Origin of the sequence: Thiogranum longum (genome assembly GCF_004339085.1) — a bacterium.
Lineage (GTDB): Bacteria > Pseudomonadota > Gammaproteobacteria > DSM-19610 > DSM-19610 > Thiogranum > Thiogranum longum.
Genome location: NZ_SMFX01000001.1, coordinates 1,391,070 through 1,408,636 on the forward strand (window position 1 = coordinate 1,391,070; position 17,567 = coordinate 1,408,636).

At 50.1% G+C, this 17,567-nt stretch carries 12 protein-coding genes, 3 tRNA genes and 1 pseudogene; 14 read left to right on the forward strand and 2 right to left on the reverse strand.

Annotation, left to right across the window (positions count from 1 at the left end; genetic code table 11):
• Nucleotides 1-21: 21 nt before the first annotated feature.
• The 7 genes from uvrC to DFR30_RS07040 all read left to right on the forward strand — a co-directional run bounded on the left by uvrC (nt 22) and on the right by DFR30_RS07040 (nt 5,686).
• Nucleotides 22-1,851: an excinuclease ABC subunit UvrC gene (gene uvrC / locus DFR30_RS07010; protein ID WP_132971978.1), complete on the forward strand. Its 1,830-nt coding sequence runs from the start codon at nt 22-24 to the stop codon at nt 1,849-1,851.
• Between the two features lie 14 nt (nt 1,852-1,865).
• Nucleotides 1,866-2,432, forward strand: coding sequence for a CDP-diacylglycerol--glycerol-3-phosphate 3-phosphatidyltransferase (gene pgsA, locus DFR30_RS07015; protein ID WP_132971979.1), 567 nt, complete (start codon nt 1,866-1,868; stop codon nt 2,430-2,432).
• 58 nt (nt 2,433-2,490) lie between these two features.
• A tRNA-Gly gene (locus DFR30_RS07020) sits at nt 2,491-2,566 on the forward strand.
• A gap of 79 nt (nt 2,567-2,645) precedes the next feature.
• Nucleotides 2,646-2,719, forward strand: a tRNA-Cys gene (locus tag DFR30_RS07025).
• Between the two features lie 51 nt (nt 2,720-2,770).
• Nucleotides 2,771-2,857, forward strand: a tRNA-Leu gene (locus tag DFR30_RS07030).
• A 510-nt stretch (nt 2,858-3,367) separates the two neighbouring features.
• Complete coding sequence (locus tag DFR30_RS07035; protein WP_132971980.1) at nt 3,368-3,805, forward strand: hypothetical protein; 438 nt, start codon at nt 3,368-3,370, stop codon at nt 3,803-3,805.
• Between the two features lie 240 nt (nt 3,806-4,045).
• On the forward strand, nt 4,046-5,686 hold the full coding sequence (locus DFR30_RS07040) for a glycosyltransferase family 4 protein (RefSeq protein ID WP_132971981.1): 1,641 nt from the start codon (nt 4,046-4,048) through the stop codon (nt 5,684-5,686).
• Between the two features lie 21 nt (nt 5,687-5,707).
• Here the strand turns inward: DFR30_RS07040 and DFR30_RS07045 are convergent, their stop codons facing one another.
• Nucleotides 5,708-7,129 (reverse strand): glycosyltransferase family 39 protein, encoded by a 1,422-nt coding sequence (locus DFR30_RS07045; RefSeq protein ID WP_132971982.1) that lies wholly within the window; start codon nt 7,127-7,129, stop codon nt 5,708-5,710.
• A gap of 884 nt (nt 7,130-8,013) precedes the next feature.
• Here DFR30_RS07045 and DFR30_RS07050 point away from each other — a divergent pair.
• Together DFR30_RS07050 and DFR30_RS07055 are read left to right on the forward strand one after the other, a co-directional pair.
• Entirely contained in the window at nt 8,014-8,832 is an 819-nt protein-coding gene (locus tag DFR30_RS07050) for a heparin lyase I family protein (protein WP_132971983.1), read from the forward strand.
• Nucleotides 8,833-9,732: 900 nt separating this feature from the next.
• Nucleotides 9,733-11,238 carry a hypothetical protein gene (locus DFR30_RS07055; protein WP_132971984.1) on the forward strand — a complete coding sequence of 502 codons (1,506 nt, stop codon included), beginning with the start codon at nt 9,733-9,735 and terminating at the stop codon, nt 11,236-11,238.
• A gap of 143 nt (nt 11,239-11,381) precedes the next feature.
• Here the strand turns inward: DFR30_RS07055 and DFR30_RS14560 are convergent.
• Nucleotides 11,382-11,597 (reverse strand): annotated as a pseudogene (locus DFR30_RS14560) (IS3 family transposase); the annotation flags it as partial.
• Nucleotides 11,598-11,751: 154 nt separating this feature from the next.
• Here DFR30_RS14560 and DFR30_RS07060 point away from each other — a divergent pair.
• Genes DFR30_RS07060 through DFR30_RS07080 form a run of 5 tightly spaced genes read left to right on the forward strand, consistent with a single transcriptional unit; the run spans nt 11,752 to nt 17,511 of the window.
• Nucleotides 11,752-12,786: a DUF4915 domain-containing protein gene (locus tag DFR30_RS07060; protein WP_132971985.1), complete on the forward strand. Its 1,035-nt coding sequence runs from the start codon at nt 11,752-11,754 to the stop codon at nt 12,784-12,786.
• A gap of 52 nt (nt 12,787-12,838) precedes the next feature.
• Entirely contained in the window at nt 12,839-13,744 is a 906-nt protein-coding gene (locus DFR30_RS07065; RefSeq protein WP_132971986.1) for a sulfotransferase family protein, read from the forward strand.
• Nucleotides 13,741-15,306: a flippase gene (locus DFR30_RS07070; protein ID WP_132971987.1), complete on the forward strand. Its 1,566-nt coding sequence runs from the start codon at nt 13,741-13,743 to the stop codon at nt 15,304-15,306. Before DFR30_RS07065 ends, DFR30_RS07070 begins: the two co-directional genes overlap by 4 nt.
• Entirely contained in the window at nt 15,303-16,214 is a 912-nt protein-coding gene (locus DFR30_RS07075; RefSeq protein ID WP_165869122.1) for a sulfotransferase domain-containing protein, read from the forward strand. The genes DFR30_RS07070 and DFR30_RS07075 overlap by 4 nt, the downstream gene beginning before the upstream one ends.
• Before the next feature lie 58 nt (nt 16,215-16,272).
• Entirely contained in the window at nt 16,273-17,511 is a 1,239-nt protein-coding gene (locus tag DFR30_RS07080; RefSeq protein ID WP_132971989.1) for an O-antigen ligase family protein, read from the forward strand.
• Nucleotides 17,512-17,567 lie beyond the last annotated feature (56 nt).

Below are 17,567 nucleotides of genomic sequence, written 5' to 3' on the forward strand. Positions count from 1 at the left end.
TCACGTCAGGGTATCATCTGAATGGAACACACGGATGTTGAAACGGCCTTTGATGCAGGCGATTTTCTCAAAACACTGACGTCCCGTCCCGGTATCTACCGTATGTTTGATACACAGGGTCAGGTGCTGTATGTGGGTAAGGCGCGCAATCTCAAAAAGCGCGTTTCCAGCTACTTTCGCTCCAGCGGACTGGCGCCAAAAACACGTGCGCTTATGAAGCAGATGGCGCGTGTAGAGGTGACAGTAACCTCGACTGAAGCCGAAGCCCTGCTGCTCGAAAACAACCTGATCAAATTACACAAGCCGCGTTACAACATTCTGCTCAGGGATGACAAGAGTTACCCTTACATCTATATAAGCACCGATGATGAATATCCAGGGCTCACCTTTCACCGTGGTGCACGCAAGGGGAAGGGGCGCTACTTCGGTCCTTACCCCGGTTCCGGCGCCGTGCGCGAAAGCCTGCACCTGCTGCAGAAAATGTTTCGTGTCCGGCAGTGTGAAGACAGTTTTTTCAGTAATCGCAGCCGCCCCTGCCTGCAGTACCAGATCAAGCGTTGTACGGCACCCTGCGTTGGACTTGTTTCAGCCGAAGATTATGCGGAGGACGTTCGTCACACCATCCTGTTTCTGGAGGGGAAGAGCACCGTGTTGAATACCGAACTGGCGAAGAAAATGGAGGCGGCAGCGTCCCGCCTCGACTACGAGCAGGCGGCGGTGTTCCGCGACCAGATTGCGAGTCTCAGTCGTGTGCAGGAACGTCAGTATGTCAGTGGTGAATCCGGTGATATGGACATCGTTGCGGCGGCGGTATCCGCCGGACAGGCCTGTGTGCAGGTGTTTTTCGTACGTCACGGGGTGAACCTGGGTAACAAGGTGTTCTTCCCGCGCACGCCACAGGACAGCAGTGAGCAGGAAGTGTTATCGGCATTTGTCGCCCAGTACTACCTTGAGCACCCGGTACCCGGGCGTATCCTGCTCAGTGCCGAACTTGATGATGTGGCACTGCTGACAGAAGCCTTGAGTGAGCATGCAAAACACAGGGTTGAGCTTTCCTCGCGGATACGGGGTGAGCGTGCGCGCTGGCTGAAAATGGGAAAGGAAAATGCAGCGCAGGCGCTTACCGCCCGTCTTGGTAGTCAGGCGGGCATGCAGCAGCGTCTTCACCTGTTACAGCAGATGCTCGATCTCGACGAGGTGCCGCGTCGTATCGAGTGTTTCGATATCAGTCACAGTCAGGGGGAGGGCACTGTGGCCTCCTGTGTAGTGTTTGACCAGGAAGGTCCGCGTAAATCCGATTACCGTCGCTTTAATATCAGCGATATCACGCCGGGTGATGATTATGCCGCGATGGAGCAGGCGCTGTTGCGTCGCTACACACGGCTGAAAAAAGAGGATGCACTACTGCCGGAACTGTTGCTGATCGACGGCGGCAAGGGTCAGGTCAGTTCTGCCCGGAAGGTCATGGAGGAACTGCAAATCACCGAGATCCTTCTGGTCGGTGTCTCCAAGGGACCCGAGCGGCGTGCAGGCATGGAGATCCTGCATATACCTGGCCAGCAGCGCGAACTGGACCTGGCGCCGGATTCCCCGGCCCTGCACCTGGTGCAACAAATTCGCGACGAGGCTCATCGTTTTGCCATTACCGGGCACCGGCAACGGCGTGCAAAAGCGCGCAATGTTTCACCACTGGAGGGTATTCCCGGTGTGGGCCCGCGTCGTCGGCAGCAATTGCTGAAACACTTTGGCGGCATGCAGGAAGTGGCCCGCGCCGGCGTGGAGGACCTTGGCAAGGTCACTGGCATCAGTCGTGATCTCGCACAAAAAATCTATGATACTTTTCACGGATAGGACACAATAAATACATGCTCTGGACCTTGCCGAACATACTGACCGTTTTTCGTATTGCGCTGATCCCGGTGCTGGTGCTGGTGTATTACCTGCCTTTTGCCTGGGTGAATGTGGCCGTGACAGCCCTGTTCGGCCTGGCTGCCATTACTGACTGGTTCGACGGCTACTTTGCCCGCAAGCTCGGACTCGTATCACCGTTCGGCGCATTCCTCGACCCGGTGGCCGACAAGCTGATCGTTGCCGTGGTGCTGGTGCTGCTTGTGCAAAGCAATCCGGCCTGGTGGTTCGTGGTGCCGGCCGCCATTATTATCGGCCGTGAAATTGCAGTATCCGCATTGCGTGAGTGGATGGCCGAAATCGGCGAACGCGCCCAGGTGGCCGTTTCCGTTATCGGCAAGATCAAGACGACAGTGCAGATGATTGCCTTGTTATTACTGCTTTTTCATGATCCCCTCGGACCGTTGCCCACGCGGGAACTGGGCATCACCCTTCTGTACCTGGCAGCGATATTAACGCTCTGGTCGATGATGATTTACCTGAAAGCGGCCTGGCCGACACTGTCCGGGCAGCAAAAATCCTGAATTCTGGCCGGGAGTTGACACCAGCCGGTACATCCCTACAATATGCGCCTCACTCGACGCGGGAATAGCTCAGCTGGTAGAGCACAACCTTGCCAAGGTTGGGGTCGCGAGTTCGAATCTCGTTTCCCGCTCCAAATTTTGTTTGTCCGTTAAATCGAACCTCGGCAGTCTCTCGATCGGGGTTTTTTAAACGCGGGCTTGCCCATGATCATAGGCTGAGTGGCAGAGTGGTTATGCAGCGGCCTGCAAAGCCGTGGACCTCGGTTCGACTCCGGGCTCAGCCTCCAAATCCTTTCGTTGGTCTTCCAACTTCTGTTCTGTACAATCCTTGCGAGTCTGCCCGGGTGGCGAAACTGGTAGACGCAAGGGACTTAAAATCCCTCGGTGGCAACACCGTGCCGGTTCGATTCCGGCCCCGGGCACCATTCCTCTTCCTGTCTTCTTCCTGAATTCATCAAATCATTATTAATGACTTCGACATTTCCAGTTCTGTCGAAGGTCGTTAACCTACTGTAATGATTAGTAAAATATATCTTCCGGTTAGTGAGGGTTGATACGGATTCGGAAATATTTACAAAAATAATCTTTGGCTGGCTTAGGTGGTGCGCGCCACCCCGGGCGATATAACATTAAGATATATCTATTAAAAATATATAAAATGCGGTTAAAGCCCCATTCTGGTAACTGCTTGATGTACATAAGCTTGTCGAAAAACTTTACATAAATTTTATTCTTAAATTTAAATAGTAATAAATCCAGTAAGTTAGTAAACGGCACAAATATTGCCTTAATTTCTGCTGAAATAAATCAGTGATTTTTTGTACGGTATATTGGCTGGTAAGCCGCTGAAACTGGACTACCATGTCTACTGTGCTTCAAAGATCCATGTGGGAATTATCCGATAGATGGTTTACCCGATCTTTAAAGGAAGGCTGATGAATAACAGCTCGCATTTGACCGGTTTGAGACACACCCTGTTTTCTGGCATTTTGATTGTTTGTAACTTTATAACCCCTGCGGCATTTGCTGAAAACTCCCCGTCGGCGGGTAACACGGCTGGTGCAACGCCAGAGATCGATGAGACGGTCCAGTCTCCGCTAGTGGTTGTTCCGCTGGGCGAAGAAGATGCGGTGATAATGCAGGATGAGATTTCCTGGAATAATCCAATCATTTCAGCCGGGTTCTCACCATCCGATTTAAAATCTGGACAACACAAAATCATTGACGAATCATCGCAGGGGACAAGTCGCCATACTGAGAGCGATTTTACTGTGGTTACAGCGCAGCATGAATTTCGGCAAGTGCCGCATTCTGTGCTTTTGGCGTTGATTGCACTCATCGTGCTGATCCCGGTTTCACGACGTACTCACTAGACCAGACTTAACATTATCTTCCCGTATACCGTGCTTGTCAGCCAGGTAAGCGCGTCGTTATCTGGAAATCAGAAGACGTGAATCTGCATAACGCAAGGTTTATACTTTGTATAAGGGCGAGAGTTAACCGGCGCGGAGGGTTGTCCGTGCCAGGTTGGCTATGAAAGCGTGAAAAATTCGAAATAACTAGGGAAGGTGTTAGTTTGGACGTTTGGGTGGTGACAAACAAAATGGAATGTCATGAGTAATCTTCTGGCTTTCGTTGCGGCGATAGTTATTAGTATGGTTCTGATACCACTTATGTCGCGAGTGGCTACCCGTTTTGGCCTGGTTGATCTTCCCTCGGAAAGAAAGGTACACACCACCCCTGTTCCGCGAGTTGGTGGTGTCGGTATTGTTATCGGAACCCTGGTACCGGTCATGTTGCTTCTGGTGCCGGACAATCTCATTCAATCCTATGTGTTCGGTGCTTCGGTGCTTTTTGTTTTCGGGCTTTGGGATGACGCATTCGAAATCGGGCACTACCCCAAATTTGTCGGGCAGGTTATCGCAGCATTGGTTGTAGTTTTGTATGGCGATCTCTATGTCACCCGGTTTCCGTTTTTACCTGGGGGTGAAATTTCCCCGGAATTCGGTATACCGTTTACCCTGATTGCGATTGTAGGCATGGTAAATGCCATGAACCATTCTGATGGTCTGGATGGACTGGCAGGCGGCGAATCATTATTCACTCTGGGTGCCATCGCCCTGCTGTCATTTATTTCGGCAGACGGTATGCAGGCTTTTACGATCGCCGTTGCCAGCATAGGTGGTATTTTGGGCTTCCTTCGTTACAACACGCACCCGGCGCGTGTTTTTATGGGCGATTCCGGCAGCCAGTTTATCGGCTATACACTGGCGTTTCTCGCCATTCTTCTTACGCAAAAAATCGACACTTCCCTTAGTCCGGCTGTGGTCCTGTTGCTGTTGGGTCTGCCGATAGCGGATATCCTGGTTGTACTTGCCAAGCGCGCCAGTCGTGGCAAGAATATTTTTCGTGCGACACGCAATCATATTCATCACCGGCTACTCGATCTTGGTTTTCTGCATAGAGAATCGGTCATTATCATTTACTCACTGCAGATGATATTTGTCACGACCGGCGTTTTGATGCGTCATGCAGATAACGTCATTATTACTGCCACCTATCTGATATATTGCCTGTTGGTCTTTACTGTTCTCGGTGTGGCCGAGCGGGCCGGGTGGAAAATACACAAGTCTGAACAACCTCATCAAGCCAGGCTTACACCTGACGAGTTTGGCTGGAATATTCTCGTCGTGCTCCCGCGCCGTTTCCTTACCATCGGTATCTCTGTATTCCTGATATCTGCCAGTCTGTTCATTGTTCATGTGCCGGATGATTTTGCCAAAATGTCGTTACTGGTGGCATTCCTGATTGCTGTCGATTTATTTACCGGTTACGGACAGCGCACGATCATGAGGCGGGTGCTGATATACATCATTGCCGCCCAGGTGGGGTTTCTCTGGATCAATCAGCGACCTGTCTGGTCAAACTATGCAGCGCTGGCAGAAGTAATTGTTTTTGCGCTAATGTCCGTCGCCTTTATTGTGGCTGTCAAGTATTCGCCACGCCGACGTAAAATTGAGTTCGAACTTACCGCTACCGATTATCTGGTGGCATTTAGCGTGCTGGCCGTATTGATAACGTCCAGGGCCGGGTTGTGGGACGTAAGTAGCGTAGCGTTTGTGGTTCAGATGGTTGTCATACTCTATAGCTGTGAACTGCTGATTACCGAAAATCGCGGGAAGTGGAGCTGGTTGAGCGCTGCATCGATGGTGGCCGGTCTGGTGCTTGGCGTAAGAGGGTTACTTACTGGCTAGCGATTTTGAGCCATAACCGGATTATTTGGCGTCGGGGCCGGGCGCGAGGTCAATGAGAAAGATCTCATAACCCCTGACGATGTAGTCAAGGCGCTTTTCGGACCGTCGCCACACAAGTGAGCCATGCTCGCCAAACCAGGTCTCCAGGTCCCGTGCAAGCGGTTTGCGTCCAGTATTCACTACAACCCATGCGCGCTCATAGCCAGTGACGACAGAGCTTATTTTTTCAGACCGGTCACGCCTGACAGCTCTTGGGTTTCCAAGGCCGTGTATCACGGGATATTTTCCGCGCGCATAGTAATCGAACTCGACCGGGAACGAGATCACAATATCACCAGGACGACGCGCAGCATCGATATAGGCAACTGCGGCGCGTACATCAAGGCTGTGCCTTCCGGTGTAGTGCGACAGAAATTCCGGCGTCATTGTGGCGAGCAGAATTGCTGTGAGGGACCAGGATACCAGGCGGCCCTGACTGGCGAGTGCGCGGCGCGCCTCCTCGCACAACACCCCCGCAAGCACGATGATCAGTGGTAAGGCATAGAACAAATAGACAGAACGCGAGTTCAGGAATGAGGAAGCTACAAGGACAAATGCAGCGGGTAGTGCGATACCGACCAGAAAGTACATACCCAGCCAGGCATTTCGGCGCAGGAGTACGAGCAGGCCGAAGAATGCCGAAACAGCGACGGGAAGTTGCACGTTGCGTATGATTTGCAGCAGCATCTCGCCGGGTCCATCACCCCATGATACACCGCGTGCCTGGCGCCCCTGCCAGATATCCCATATGAACGCCACGGCCCCCAGTGCGCCGAGTGCGCAGAGGGCGAGATAGATCCTGGCGACACGCTGCGACAGGCCTGCCTGTGCGGAACCACGGCCGAGGACCACCAGTAGTGCGTATGCCCCGAAAGACACGGGAACCATTACCACCGTCGCATGGAACAGGAAACCGACTGCAGCGGCCACCAGTGCCCAGGTAAGCCGCCCGAGGTCATCGCGTAGTAATGCCTGGTAGAACAGGTAATAGGACAGTGAACCGAAGAGAAAGGCGCCGGTGTAGAAGCGACTGAACTGTGAGTACCACAGGTGCCAGGCACTGAAGATGATCAGCAGGGCGCCGATCAACGCGGCATTGCGACCGACGAGATTGCGCCAGGTCACAAAGAACACGGGTACGCTGAGCGCGCCGATAAGCATTGCCGGCAAGCGGGCCGATAGCTCCGAGACGCCGAACAGCTTGAACGACAGCAGTGTCAGGGCGTAATAAGCCGGGTTGATAATTGACCGTACGCGCTCGGCAGCGAAGTCAACGGTATACACCTCGTCACCGGTAAATCCCCCATCTGGAAGAGCATAAAACCTTGTCAGGAATGCGAGAATGGTGAGTCCTAATGTCAGAATATTTGTATTTGTTCCGGCATCCGTCGTGTGCACCGACATTTTTGATTTCCTCCACGGAGCTGATCTTGCATTATCATTTTTTATAATATTACTGGGCTAAACTGACAATTCGCAAGGTTTTATCAATAGCCATTATTCATATAACATATTGTTAAAGCGGGTAAATATCTTTGGATGGCGCTCAATTTTTTATTGACCCATTATGAATTTCGATCAGAGTGCATAGTAACATTTATTGGCAATTTTTAGCTTAAATATCCGATTCTGTCTTGTAAATCAGACAGCCATATAGACATGTAATACAATCTCTTACGTCAGCACTTAATACTCACCGTCGTTTGATGGCGACATATTTGAGTAGGTATGGTTATTCATCGTGCTCATGCTAGTTCTAAAAACCGATTGATTACAGTTCAAAAGCCACTTTAACCATGTTGGCATCATAATTGCCTTGTTATATTTTGGTGAGAATGTTCGTTTTTTACGCCGTGCTGCAGCAAGGATATATATTGAGTAGATAAATGGCCTTGTAGTGGTTTTTGCTCCAAGACATTTGTGGTGCTGGTTTACAAGCACAGCCCGTAACACACGATCATTTTTCTCGGATTGAGCACTCAGTAATGGATAATGGTGCAGTTGTGTGAATTACAATAGGAATATTAAAATACAATTGGGTAGCCGTCTGGAATATCGGGAAAAACGGCGTTACGCCTTAGCTCTGCGGGTATTTGTGACGGCAGTCATATTCCCATTTGCACACCTGTAGTAGCCTGACCAAGTAGTGGGATGCTGGTCCGCAGAGGCCGATGGCCGTGTTAGTAGTTTCCGGAGTCAGTTGTGATGGCCGCGATGATAGAATTTAGACTCTGAGAGTTTTGATCGACGACATACCGGTCATTTTATATTTAGTAGAGGTGGTTTACATGAGTAGAAAGTCAATGTTGCAGTATGTGCTGCAGGTAGTATTCTTGGTGGCTCAGTTCCACTCCAATTTTTTAATGAATGCGAGTGCGTCGTCATTGCTGTACTCAAATAACTTCGATGCCGGTCTTGGTTCTGATTATGTTAAGGCGGGAGCCTGCTACCCTTACTCATTGACTTCTGCCTCTCCTGATGGGGGCGGTAACTACGCTCTACGAGTTATCATGAAAGGGATGGAAGGATGCGAAGAAGCAAACGGGGAGATCAAACATCGTGCCATGATGAGGCATGGGGTTGGGCTACGTTTTGCGCCTCGTACGCCGTATTGGATCGGTTGGCGTATATTTGTACCCAATGACTTCCCCACAGGGCGAGATGATGCCTCACTTATCTATGGGCTGATGAGTGGCAATACGCCTGGAGAAACTGCGTTCTTTATTAGGGGGTCGAAATTTACGTTGCTCAGACGATGGTCGGATGCTACGGGATTGAATGAAGTCAAGGAGTACGAGGCTCCTGTGCAGAAAGGGAAGTGGACGGACTTCGTGATATACACGGAGCGCTCTTGGGAGAATGACGGTGTGCTGAAGGTGTGGATGGATGGAAAGCTTGTTGTGAATGCTATAGGTAAAAATGCAACTAACTACAAGAATGATCCCTACATGCGAACAGGGATCTATTGGGGTACGAGGGATCGTTCGGATAACTATACTTTGTACTTCGATAATGTTCGCGTCCAATCGGGGGCTGATGGTTATGATTTGGTGAACCCAGCAATAGGGCTAGCAGCACCGCTTGCACCAGTATGGGCTAGCAATTGATATGAATCGGCCCAATTTCACTAGCACTTTTGGTGCTGTTTGTAGTGGCATAGTGAATTTGGCCACCTGCTTCTGGGTAATGTAATCACTCTTACAAGGAGACAGGTGACAAAATGAAGCAGATAACAAAGATCCTTCAGCTCGGAGTTTCGGTTGGAATGTGCACAACTGATCGTCGATCAGGGCTGCACGGTTCGAGTGGCATGTGATTCAATGGGCGTCAGCAAGTCGATGCTGGAGATGGAGAACAAGGTCTAGCAGCTGCGGAAGGAGCGCCGTATCTATATCTAGAAGCTGGAGAAGCATGTGCCGCGCATTGAGATGGAGAGAGACACCCTAAAAAAGGCTACCGCGCTCTTGATGTAGGACACGCTGAACAGTTCACGATAGTTCATTGACCTCAAGGGTGTTATCCGGGGAAGCCCTGTGTGAACTGTTTGGCGTTCACCGCAGCAGTTACCGGGCATGGCGGGATCGGCCAAGGGGAAAGTACCTGCAGAGGAGCTGCAGCCTCGGGAACAGATCAATGCGGCGCATTAGCTCAGCAATGGATCAGCGGGCGCACACAGTATCGCGAAGATGGTGACCACGGCGGGTACGCCGTTGAGCCTGTACCGGGCCAGTCGGCGAATGAAGATACTGGGACTGTTTGGCAGCCAGTTACTTCGGTTGTATCCTGCCTTACCGCTGCGGTATCGCGATACTATACACAGCTACTGTACAATTTATGCTTTCAATGATGTATAAACGGGGCGAAACCGTTCAAGTAGATCTTAGTATTTCTATTTTTGCCCTGCTAATTTTTTAACGTGTGTATAACCACGTGGCGTCAACTTTATTCGTAGGAACTCCCTAGACAATGCCTGTATTTGCGCTCATGTGCAGTATGCAGTCGTTTAATTGAAGCGGGAGTGGTTATTTCCACGCTACAGAGAGCGTATCTTAATTATGCATGGTCATCATTATAATCAGTTTCTGATTTCAGCGACGGAAAGAGAGGTAGCACCTGGGTTTGAAGCGACCAAACATGGCGGTTGGATCCTATATAAGAACGGAGATCTCCCATTATTATTGCTTCAAACGCTTGATGGGAAGCCATTGGGTTGCATTTTAGGACTAATAATTGACACTCAGGTCAGCGTTTTATTTAAGGGTCCCGTTATCATACCGATTTTGAGTAGTGATAGCTGTGCTGCGAAGGAAATGGCCATTCACCAGTTTCTCGATCGCGTTGGCGGTCGATTTGTGTGCATTATTGCTGATGGTGATCTTCAGAGGCTTTATCTGGATGCCGCTGGGTCGCTTTCATGCGTCTATTCCAATCAACACGGTATTATGGCTTCCACCCCAGAGCTTATACTCAATGAGAAAAGCTATTACTCCGATATGGACCATGATTTGGTAGCGAAACTGGATGTTTCCTTTCATGGATGGTTTCCAGGTGGCGTCACCCCGCATAAGTCGATTTCAAGATTGTTGCCAAATCACTATCTCGATCTGCGTAGCTGGCGACAGGTTAGGCATTGGCCAGAATCAAAGATTGAGATGACTACATCGGCCGAGTGGACAGCGAGTAAAATTGCGGATAATATTAAAGCCAGTATTCGAGCTGTTACGAATGCGCGCAAAGCTTATCTTCCAGTTACTGCAGGAAGAGATTCAAGAATGCTTCTCGCGTGCGCAAAGGCCGAATTGGATAGAACCAAACTCGTCATATTTGTCGATATCAAAGAGAATGTCGATCAATATATAGTCAGAAAGTTGGAATCTATTTTTGGATTAGATGTTGATTATTTACCAATCGCTTACGCATCCCTCGAAGAACGTGACCAATGGTACTACGAGGTTGGTCATTGCGTCGGCGGACGAATTTCCGAAATATATCCAACATTAAGAAAGTTAGATCATAAGCGGATCATCATGCCTGGGTTTGGTGGTGAAGTAGGTCGAGCTTATTATTGGTCAGCAAAGGATACTCGGTCTACGGAGATTACCCCCGAAGAACTCTTACGCCGTTTTCATCTTCCACCGCACCCAGTTTTGCGTCGTGCGCTTAGAGGTTGGTTGGCTGAGGTGTCTGAATTGCTTGATACGTTTCAGTTGCTTGATCTTGCATATATCGAGCATAGACTTGGTGCTTGGGGTGGGCCGCAAACCTATGGGCAAGTGAAGTTTACTGATCACATATACCCAATGCTACATAGAGCTATTTTTAAAGATATCCTTTCATTGCCGCCAGAGTATAAGGCTGGTAACTGCCTTCCAGTGGATATTATACGTAAAGAGTGGCCTGAGCTACTTAATGTGCCCTTTAACAAATATCCTGGAATAAAGGGTGTGATCGAAAAAGGCAAGAAAATTCGTAGATTGCCAAGCAAGATCAGTAGGATTATCCGAGGATACTAACCTGATGCCTCACTCGGCTTAGAGTTTTAGCCCTTGCTTGCACTAAGTAAACTTCGGTGGAATGGGTTCTACCCCAATATTAAGTTCCTTGCATCGACAGTTGCAGGCTTCAATGCCGTGCTATGCCTCTACCAACGTGGCTTACCCCCTTCAGGGGCCCACTCAGTTTTCAGGCCGCAGGAGGAGCGCTCCATCGGGCTGTTGTCGCAATAATTGCCGCGTCGTCTCATGCTCTGGGACATCTGATAACGCTGCAGCTTCTGCCGGAAGGACAGACTCGTATACTAACATCCTTGATCTGAATGGAACATGATGCCTGTCGGCTCGCCTCTCGATTCGAATTCCATGGTTAAGGTCTTACTTTCTGTTTTTTATCGGTGAATGAGAGGCGCACGTCTAGTTGTCTTCTTTATGGCGGCTTACGGTATAATCCTATCTGTTGTAATATGCATATAGCAACTCTTGGCTATTTTTGGATAATTAATTCGGTAATTCTTGATAAGGTTTATTGCTATGTCTACGGTAAAACAGTTGATACCACACGACCAAGCGTTGCTGGTTACTGGATCACTCAATGCCATGGAAGATGACCGTGGTCACGATGACCGGTCGCTAATTCATCCGGTTCAGATAGTTCTGGATGGAGACGTAATAAACTGCTCATGCTTTGATTCTTTGGGTGAGTTAGGTGTTAGTGCGCTGGTAGTTGTGCAGAAAGACCCGCTAGTCACCTATATTACGACAGGTGCGGATTTGATCGAATTATCTATCGAAAATGATGGATCTGCCCAAGTTAGGCGGATTGAAATCCCAGCACTGAAAGATGTACATGAAATGTCTTTGCTCGACGGCGTGCTCTGGCTTGCGAACACGGGTTATGATGAGGCAGTGGCAATTGATCTTGATGAGAAGTGTGTTGTCAAAAGGATAGTACTGGGGAAATTTCGAGGCAAAATACGTGCATCTTTACCCTCTTTTACTGGTAATGATATCCAAGCAGTAGATCGTTACCATTGCAATCAGGTCTTCCAGGATATCAATGGCAAGTTATGTGCCTTAGTGCATCATACGAGCGGAAAGCAACTCCTTAAGAGAATTGCAAGAAAGGTGATTAAGTCGCAAGGTGATGGAGGGGTTGTTGATCTCGATACGGGGCAAGCGGTCTCGCTTTCATTGAAGGGGCCGCATAGCGTGCGCTGTGTGAACGGTGATTATTGGGTATGCGATAGTGGGTCAAGGATGCTTAACGTTTATGACGCGACTTGGCGGTTAAAGAACAGATTGCCTACTCATGGTTGGGGGCGAGGTGCTGATTTTTCAAAACACCATGGCTTGTATTATGTAGGAATATCGGCAGAGCGAAAGCGTTATCGTGACCGCCCTGATTATAACGACCGAAACCTAATAGAGGTTTTTAAGACAGATGATGGTGAGTTATTGGGTGAAATTCCAATAGTCGATGGCATTGAGCAAATAAATAATGTTTACTTGTTGCAGCGGGGTGTTGTCGAAACTTTGCTCGGTCTCAAGTTATCCTCATGGGTATAAGCAAAGTTCGGTATCTACTTTAATGCTATTTAAACACGAGTCAGATTCCTGAATGCTACCAAATTTTCTTGTTGTCGGGGCACAAAAGTCAGGAACGACGTCACTTCATCATTATCTGCAGGCGCATCCGGATATCTATCTTCCTGCACAAAAAGAAACCAAGTTCTTTGTTCACGAGAAGTACTATTGCAAGGGTACAGGCTTTTACGAAAACGAGTATTTTTACTCACGCAACAACGAAACTGCAGTTGGCGAGGTAGATCCGGACTACCTGTATTATGAAGGGGCGCTGCCACGCATCGCGCATGATCTCGATCTGGCATCCCTGAAGCTGATCTTTATTTTTCGAAACCCGGTCGAGCGGGCTTTTTCACATTATCTCATGAGCTACCGTCGGGGGCAGGAACCACATACCTTCGAAGAAGCAATCGAGACGGAGTCGGTGCGTATTGCCGAAGGCCACATGGAGAACTTGCGCTACAGCTACGTCTCCCGCGGCTACTACCTGCGACAGGTGGAGCGGTTTCTTGGGTATGTAGATCGGTCACAGATGTTATTTTTGCTGGCAGATGACCTGGAAGCCGATCCATCAGCGTGTCTGCAACAGGTATACACTTTTCTCGGCGTAGCCAGTGATTTTGTTCCATCCAGTCTCGGTGAGCGCTTTCACCGGGCCACCGTTCCGCGCAGTCTTTCGCTGCTGCGCTGGATCAAGGAACCTGGTAGCGGGAAGCAACTGTTGCGTTTACTGATACCATTTTCATCGCTACGCCAGTCGCTGCGCGCGTGGCTGTTGCGCATCAACCAGACGAACCCCGGCGATCTGGCGCTGAATCCTGAAACACGCAAGCGGCTGGTAGAGTTGTATCGATCAGAGAATGCCCGGCTCGCGGCGTTTCTTGATCGCGATCTCGATCACTGGAACCACTTGCCGGATAGTCCCGGGCGGCAGTCATGAAGACGGACGGCAACTTCCGCAAAATCGCCAAGGGCGGCGCAGTGTTTACTGGCGGATCGATCGGTGCGACAGCCATTCAGTTCGTGACAGGGCTGATTGTCATTCGTTTGCTGGAACGCAGTGACTATGGTCTGATCTCTCTCGGCACAACGGCTGTCACAATTCTCACAGTAATATCCATGCTGGGTTTCAGGACTGCTGTACCTCGCTTCCTTGCCAGGCATCGGGCGCAGGGCAACAAGGTGATCGCCGGCGAGGTCGCAGGCACTGCGCTGATGTGCGCAGTGGTTCTGTCCAGCCTGTTCGCACTGATGCTCTACGGGCAGGCAACGCTGGTTGCGCATATGTTCGATAAGCCGGCCGTGGCTCCGGTCTTCAGGATGCTGGCATTAATGCTGCCCGCAATGGTCCTGATCGAAACATTTTCCGCCATTTTCCAGGGGATGGAAAATGTACGAGCCAAGGTGATATTCCAGGATCTGACGATGAACCTGATGCGACTTATCCTGCTGCTCCCTGTAGCAATCGCAGGGCTCGGATTCCAGGGAGTGTTGTGGGCGTATGTATCCACCGCCTGGATAACGCTGGCGATCTATCTGGTCTATGCCATACGCAATGTGAGAGGTGTCCTGCATCCACAAGTGAGTTGGGCAGTGACCAAGGATCTGCTATGGTTTTCGTTTCCGTTACTGGGTGTGAGCATCATGACCAATGTGGTTACCTGGGCGGCGACACTTACACTTGGTTACCTGCAACCGGCCGAGGAGTTGGGCCGCTTCAGTGCACCACTCAGGCTTGCCGCTATCCTCCCGGTACCTCTTGCGGGTATGACCTTCCTTTTTCTTCCGGTGGTCAGCAAGCTCGTGGCGCGCGATGCCAGGCAGGAGATTCTGGAACTCTATCGTAGTACCACCAAGTGGGCATTCATTGTGACGATGCCTTTGCTGATGTATTTCGTGGTTGATGCGGAGTTTATGGTCACGCTGCTGTTTGGCGCTGCGTATCACGATTCAGCCAACGTACTGCGTATCCTGATGATCGGTTTTGCAATCAATGCGTTTACGGGTCCGAATGCGTCGGCAATAGTAGCCTTCGGAGACACAGGTACACCGTTCGTGCTGGCCATGCTGGCTGCGGGGTCGGCAGTGTTGCTATGCCTGTTGCTGGTTCCGCAGTATGGTGCGTTGGGGGCTGCGTTGGGCACGGCGATAGCCAAGTCCGTGTCGCATGTGTTGATGTCTGTCATGTTGTACAGGAAGTTTCGTATTCATGCACTGACCGCTGCGTTCCTTAAACCTGTGTTGTTTGTAGCCGTGGTTACGGCGCTGGCCGGGGGGCTCCTGCACAATGTGCATGTTGAAAGCCCGTTGCTCCATTTATTACTCTTTCTCGGCGTTACCGCACTGACCCTGAGTGCACCGCTTGTCACTCGGACACTGGTGAAGGCGGACCTTGATCTCATCGGTTCAATCGAACGGCGTATCTGGGGGAAACCGAGGATTACCAGGAAATTGCGCCGATGGGTGGTCGATCAACCCGCAGGACAAGGACCGGAAAGATGAATCTGGTGTTTCACATCGGGTATCACAAGACGGGAACAAGCTGGCTGCAGCAATGCTATTTCCGGCAGCACCCCGGGATTGTGCTTCTGGGTAATCCCGAGCAGCCGTGGGAGGACAGTTTTTTGTCGTATCTCATCGCTACGCCGGATACGGATTTTGAGCCTGGGATAGCAAAAGCACTGTTGGTAGAATGTGTAAGTGAGGCCGGTGATTCACCTTCTGAACGTAAGGCACTGCTGGTTTCTGCAGAACGCCTGTCGGGACATCCATTTTCAGGTGGGTACGACAACGTAAGGATTGCAAGGCGGATTGCTGGCGCGTTTGTTGATGCGAAGATCATCTGTGTGGTACGTAATCAACGCGATATGATTTCTTCGGTTTATAAGCAATTAGTGTCAGAAGGATTCCCTGGTACGCTTGAGCAACTTGTGAGTTCACGTAGCTGGAAGACAACGTCTTTCAATCTTGCCTATTTCGAGTATGATCGACTGATTTCGCAATACCATGAACTGTTTGGAAAAGACCGTGTATGCCTGTTGCAATACGAGCTGATGAGGAAAGATCTGGCCTCTTTCCTCGGCAGACTTTGTACATTTATGGGGGTCGACCACGTGGAGCCTAATTTTCAACAGGCGAAAAGCCGGGTTAATCCGAGTCTCCCCGATGCAAGTATAGGGATGGTGCGCAGACTCAACTACTTTCGAAGAACGGAGCTGTACCCGTTCCCTGTATTTAATCTGAATAGAGGTTACAGGCGGCTACGGAGCCTGGCCGTCAAACTGACTAGGGGAACATCCCTGAATGCATCGCGGCAGGACGGGCAGTTCCTGCAGGATCTTTGCGCATCTTATTCAGAGTCAAATGCACGGCTGGCAAGTATGCTGGGCGATGAATTCATTGAATACTGATTAAGGCCGAGTTGTGGTTATCGCGTATCTTATTTCTATCATCGCACTCGTACATAACATGTTTAACCTTATTCCGGGTAATACGCGTGCGGGTGGGACACGCACGCTGGATGCCGGTCTGGTCATAATTTTACTTGGTCTTGTATATTACGCGTTGAAACTTCGGCGTAGTACAGCGCAACCCCTTGCCAATTTTTTTTCATGGTATGTGTTCTTTTACCTTTTACTCGTTGTAGTTCAGGTAGCTGTTGCCAGTCTCAATTATTCGCAATCCATCCTGGACGGATTTATTGCAGCACGTCACCAGTTATATTACCTTTCCTTCCCTGTTTTTTTGCTGGGTTTGAACGATCTTCAGAAAGTAGAGACTTTCATGAAGGCATTTACGGGGCTGGCTATAGTCCTGATCGTAATTTCACTGGTTAATTATTCAGGTTTCACTATGTTCTACCATCAGCGTGCTGAAGGCCATGGTGTCCGCTCGGGTATAGTGCGTGCTTTTATACCGGCAATGAGTATTATGGTCATGGCCGCGCTGTGGGAATTCTGGGCCTACCTGAGGGATAACCGCCGTTTCTCTATTCATCTTGCCTCTTTTATGATTGTCTATGGCGCTATCATATTCCGGCAGACCCGAGGTCGTATTATCGCAGTTACATTGACACTGGTATTAATGCTGATAGCCAAGCGGCGTTTCAAGTTACTCGCAGGAGGGGCGGTTCTTCTAGTACTCGGGCTCGGGATTCAAATGCTTGTTGGCAGCGAGAGTATTCTGTTGAATACGTTCGAATCCGCTTACTCGGATGTTGCCCAGGGTGAGGGAACCTGGAGTACCCGCATGAAACAGATACAGTCCTCCTGGAACGTATTTATGGATAACTTTATGACAGGCAGTGGCGGCCTTGTTATTCGCCAGCAGGAGGGCGGATGGGCGGGTTGGGGGGATCTTCTGACTGTGGCTTTTAACGCTGATCTTGGCTACTGGACGTGGCTGAAGTTTTTTGGTTATCCGGGGATCGTGTTCCTGTTGGCGCTGGTGCTGGTTTTCTACAGGTATGCGTTGCTATGTGGTAGTCACGGGGAGCGTGCCTACATTGGTCAGTTCGCGGCTTATCACTTTACCTGCATTCTTATTTCGATGGTAACCATCAACTACCTGACACATCCTGCAGGTATTGTCCTGCTATGCCTGACGATGGCGATCGTTGTACGCGCTGCGAAGGCAGAGGAAACCTCCCTGGCAGAACCCGAAGCTGAAATACCTGCAGAACGGAAAATATCACCTTGGAATCCATGACGGTGATGTTGCACATAATACTGGACCGGGATTGTTCGTCGGTTTTCAAGGCGTCT

Coding starts and splice junctions, on each gene's coding strand:
- DFR30_RS07080 (WP_132971989.1), top strand. CDS start 16,273: ATGTTTAACCTTATTCCGGGTAATACGCGTGCGGGTGGGACACGCACG.
- DFR30_RS07060 (WP_132971985.1), top strand. CDS start 11,752: ATGTCTACGGTAAAACAGTTGATACCACACGACCAAGCGTTGCTGGTT.
- DFR30_RS07045 (WP_132971982.1), bottom strand. CDS start 7,129: ATGTCGGTGCACACGACGGATGCCGGAACAAATACAAATATTCTGACA.
- DFR30_RS07075 (WP_165869122.1), top strand. CDS start 15,303: ATGAATCTGGTGTTTCACATCGGGTATCACAAGACGGGAACAAGCTGG.
- DFR30_RS07050 (WP_132971983.1), top strand. CDS start 8,014: ATGAGTAGAAAGTCAATGTTGCAGTATGTGCTGCAGGTAGTATTCTTG.
- DFR30_RS07040 (WP_132971981.1), top strand. CDS start 4,046: ATGAGTAATCTTCTGGCTTTCGTTGCGGCGATAGTTATTAGTATGGTT.
- uvrC (WP_132971978.1), top strand. CDS start 22: ATGGAACACACGGATGTTGAAACGGCCTTTGATGCAGGCGATTTTCTC.
- DFR30_RS07065 (WP_132971986.1), top strand. CDS start 12,839: ATGCTACCAAATTTTCTTGTTGTCGGGGCACAAAAGTCAGGAACGACG.
- DFR30_RS07035 (WP_132971980.1), top strand. CDS start 3,368: ATGAATAACAGCTCGCATTTGACCGGTTTGAGACACACCCTGTTTTCT.
- DFR30_RS07070 (WP_132971987.1), top strand. CDS start 13,741: ATGAAGACGGACGGCAACTTCCGCAAAATCGCCAAGGGCGGCGCAGTG.
- pgsA (WP_132971979.1), top strand. CDS start 1,866: ATGCTCTGGACCTTGCCGAACATACTGACCGTTTTTCGTATTGCGCTG.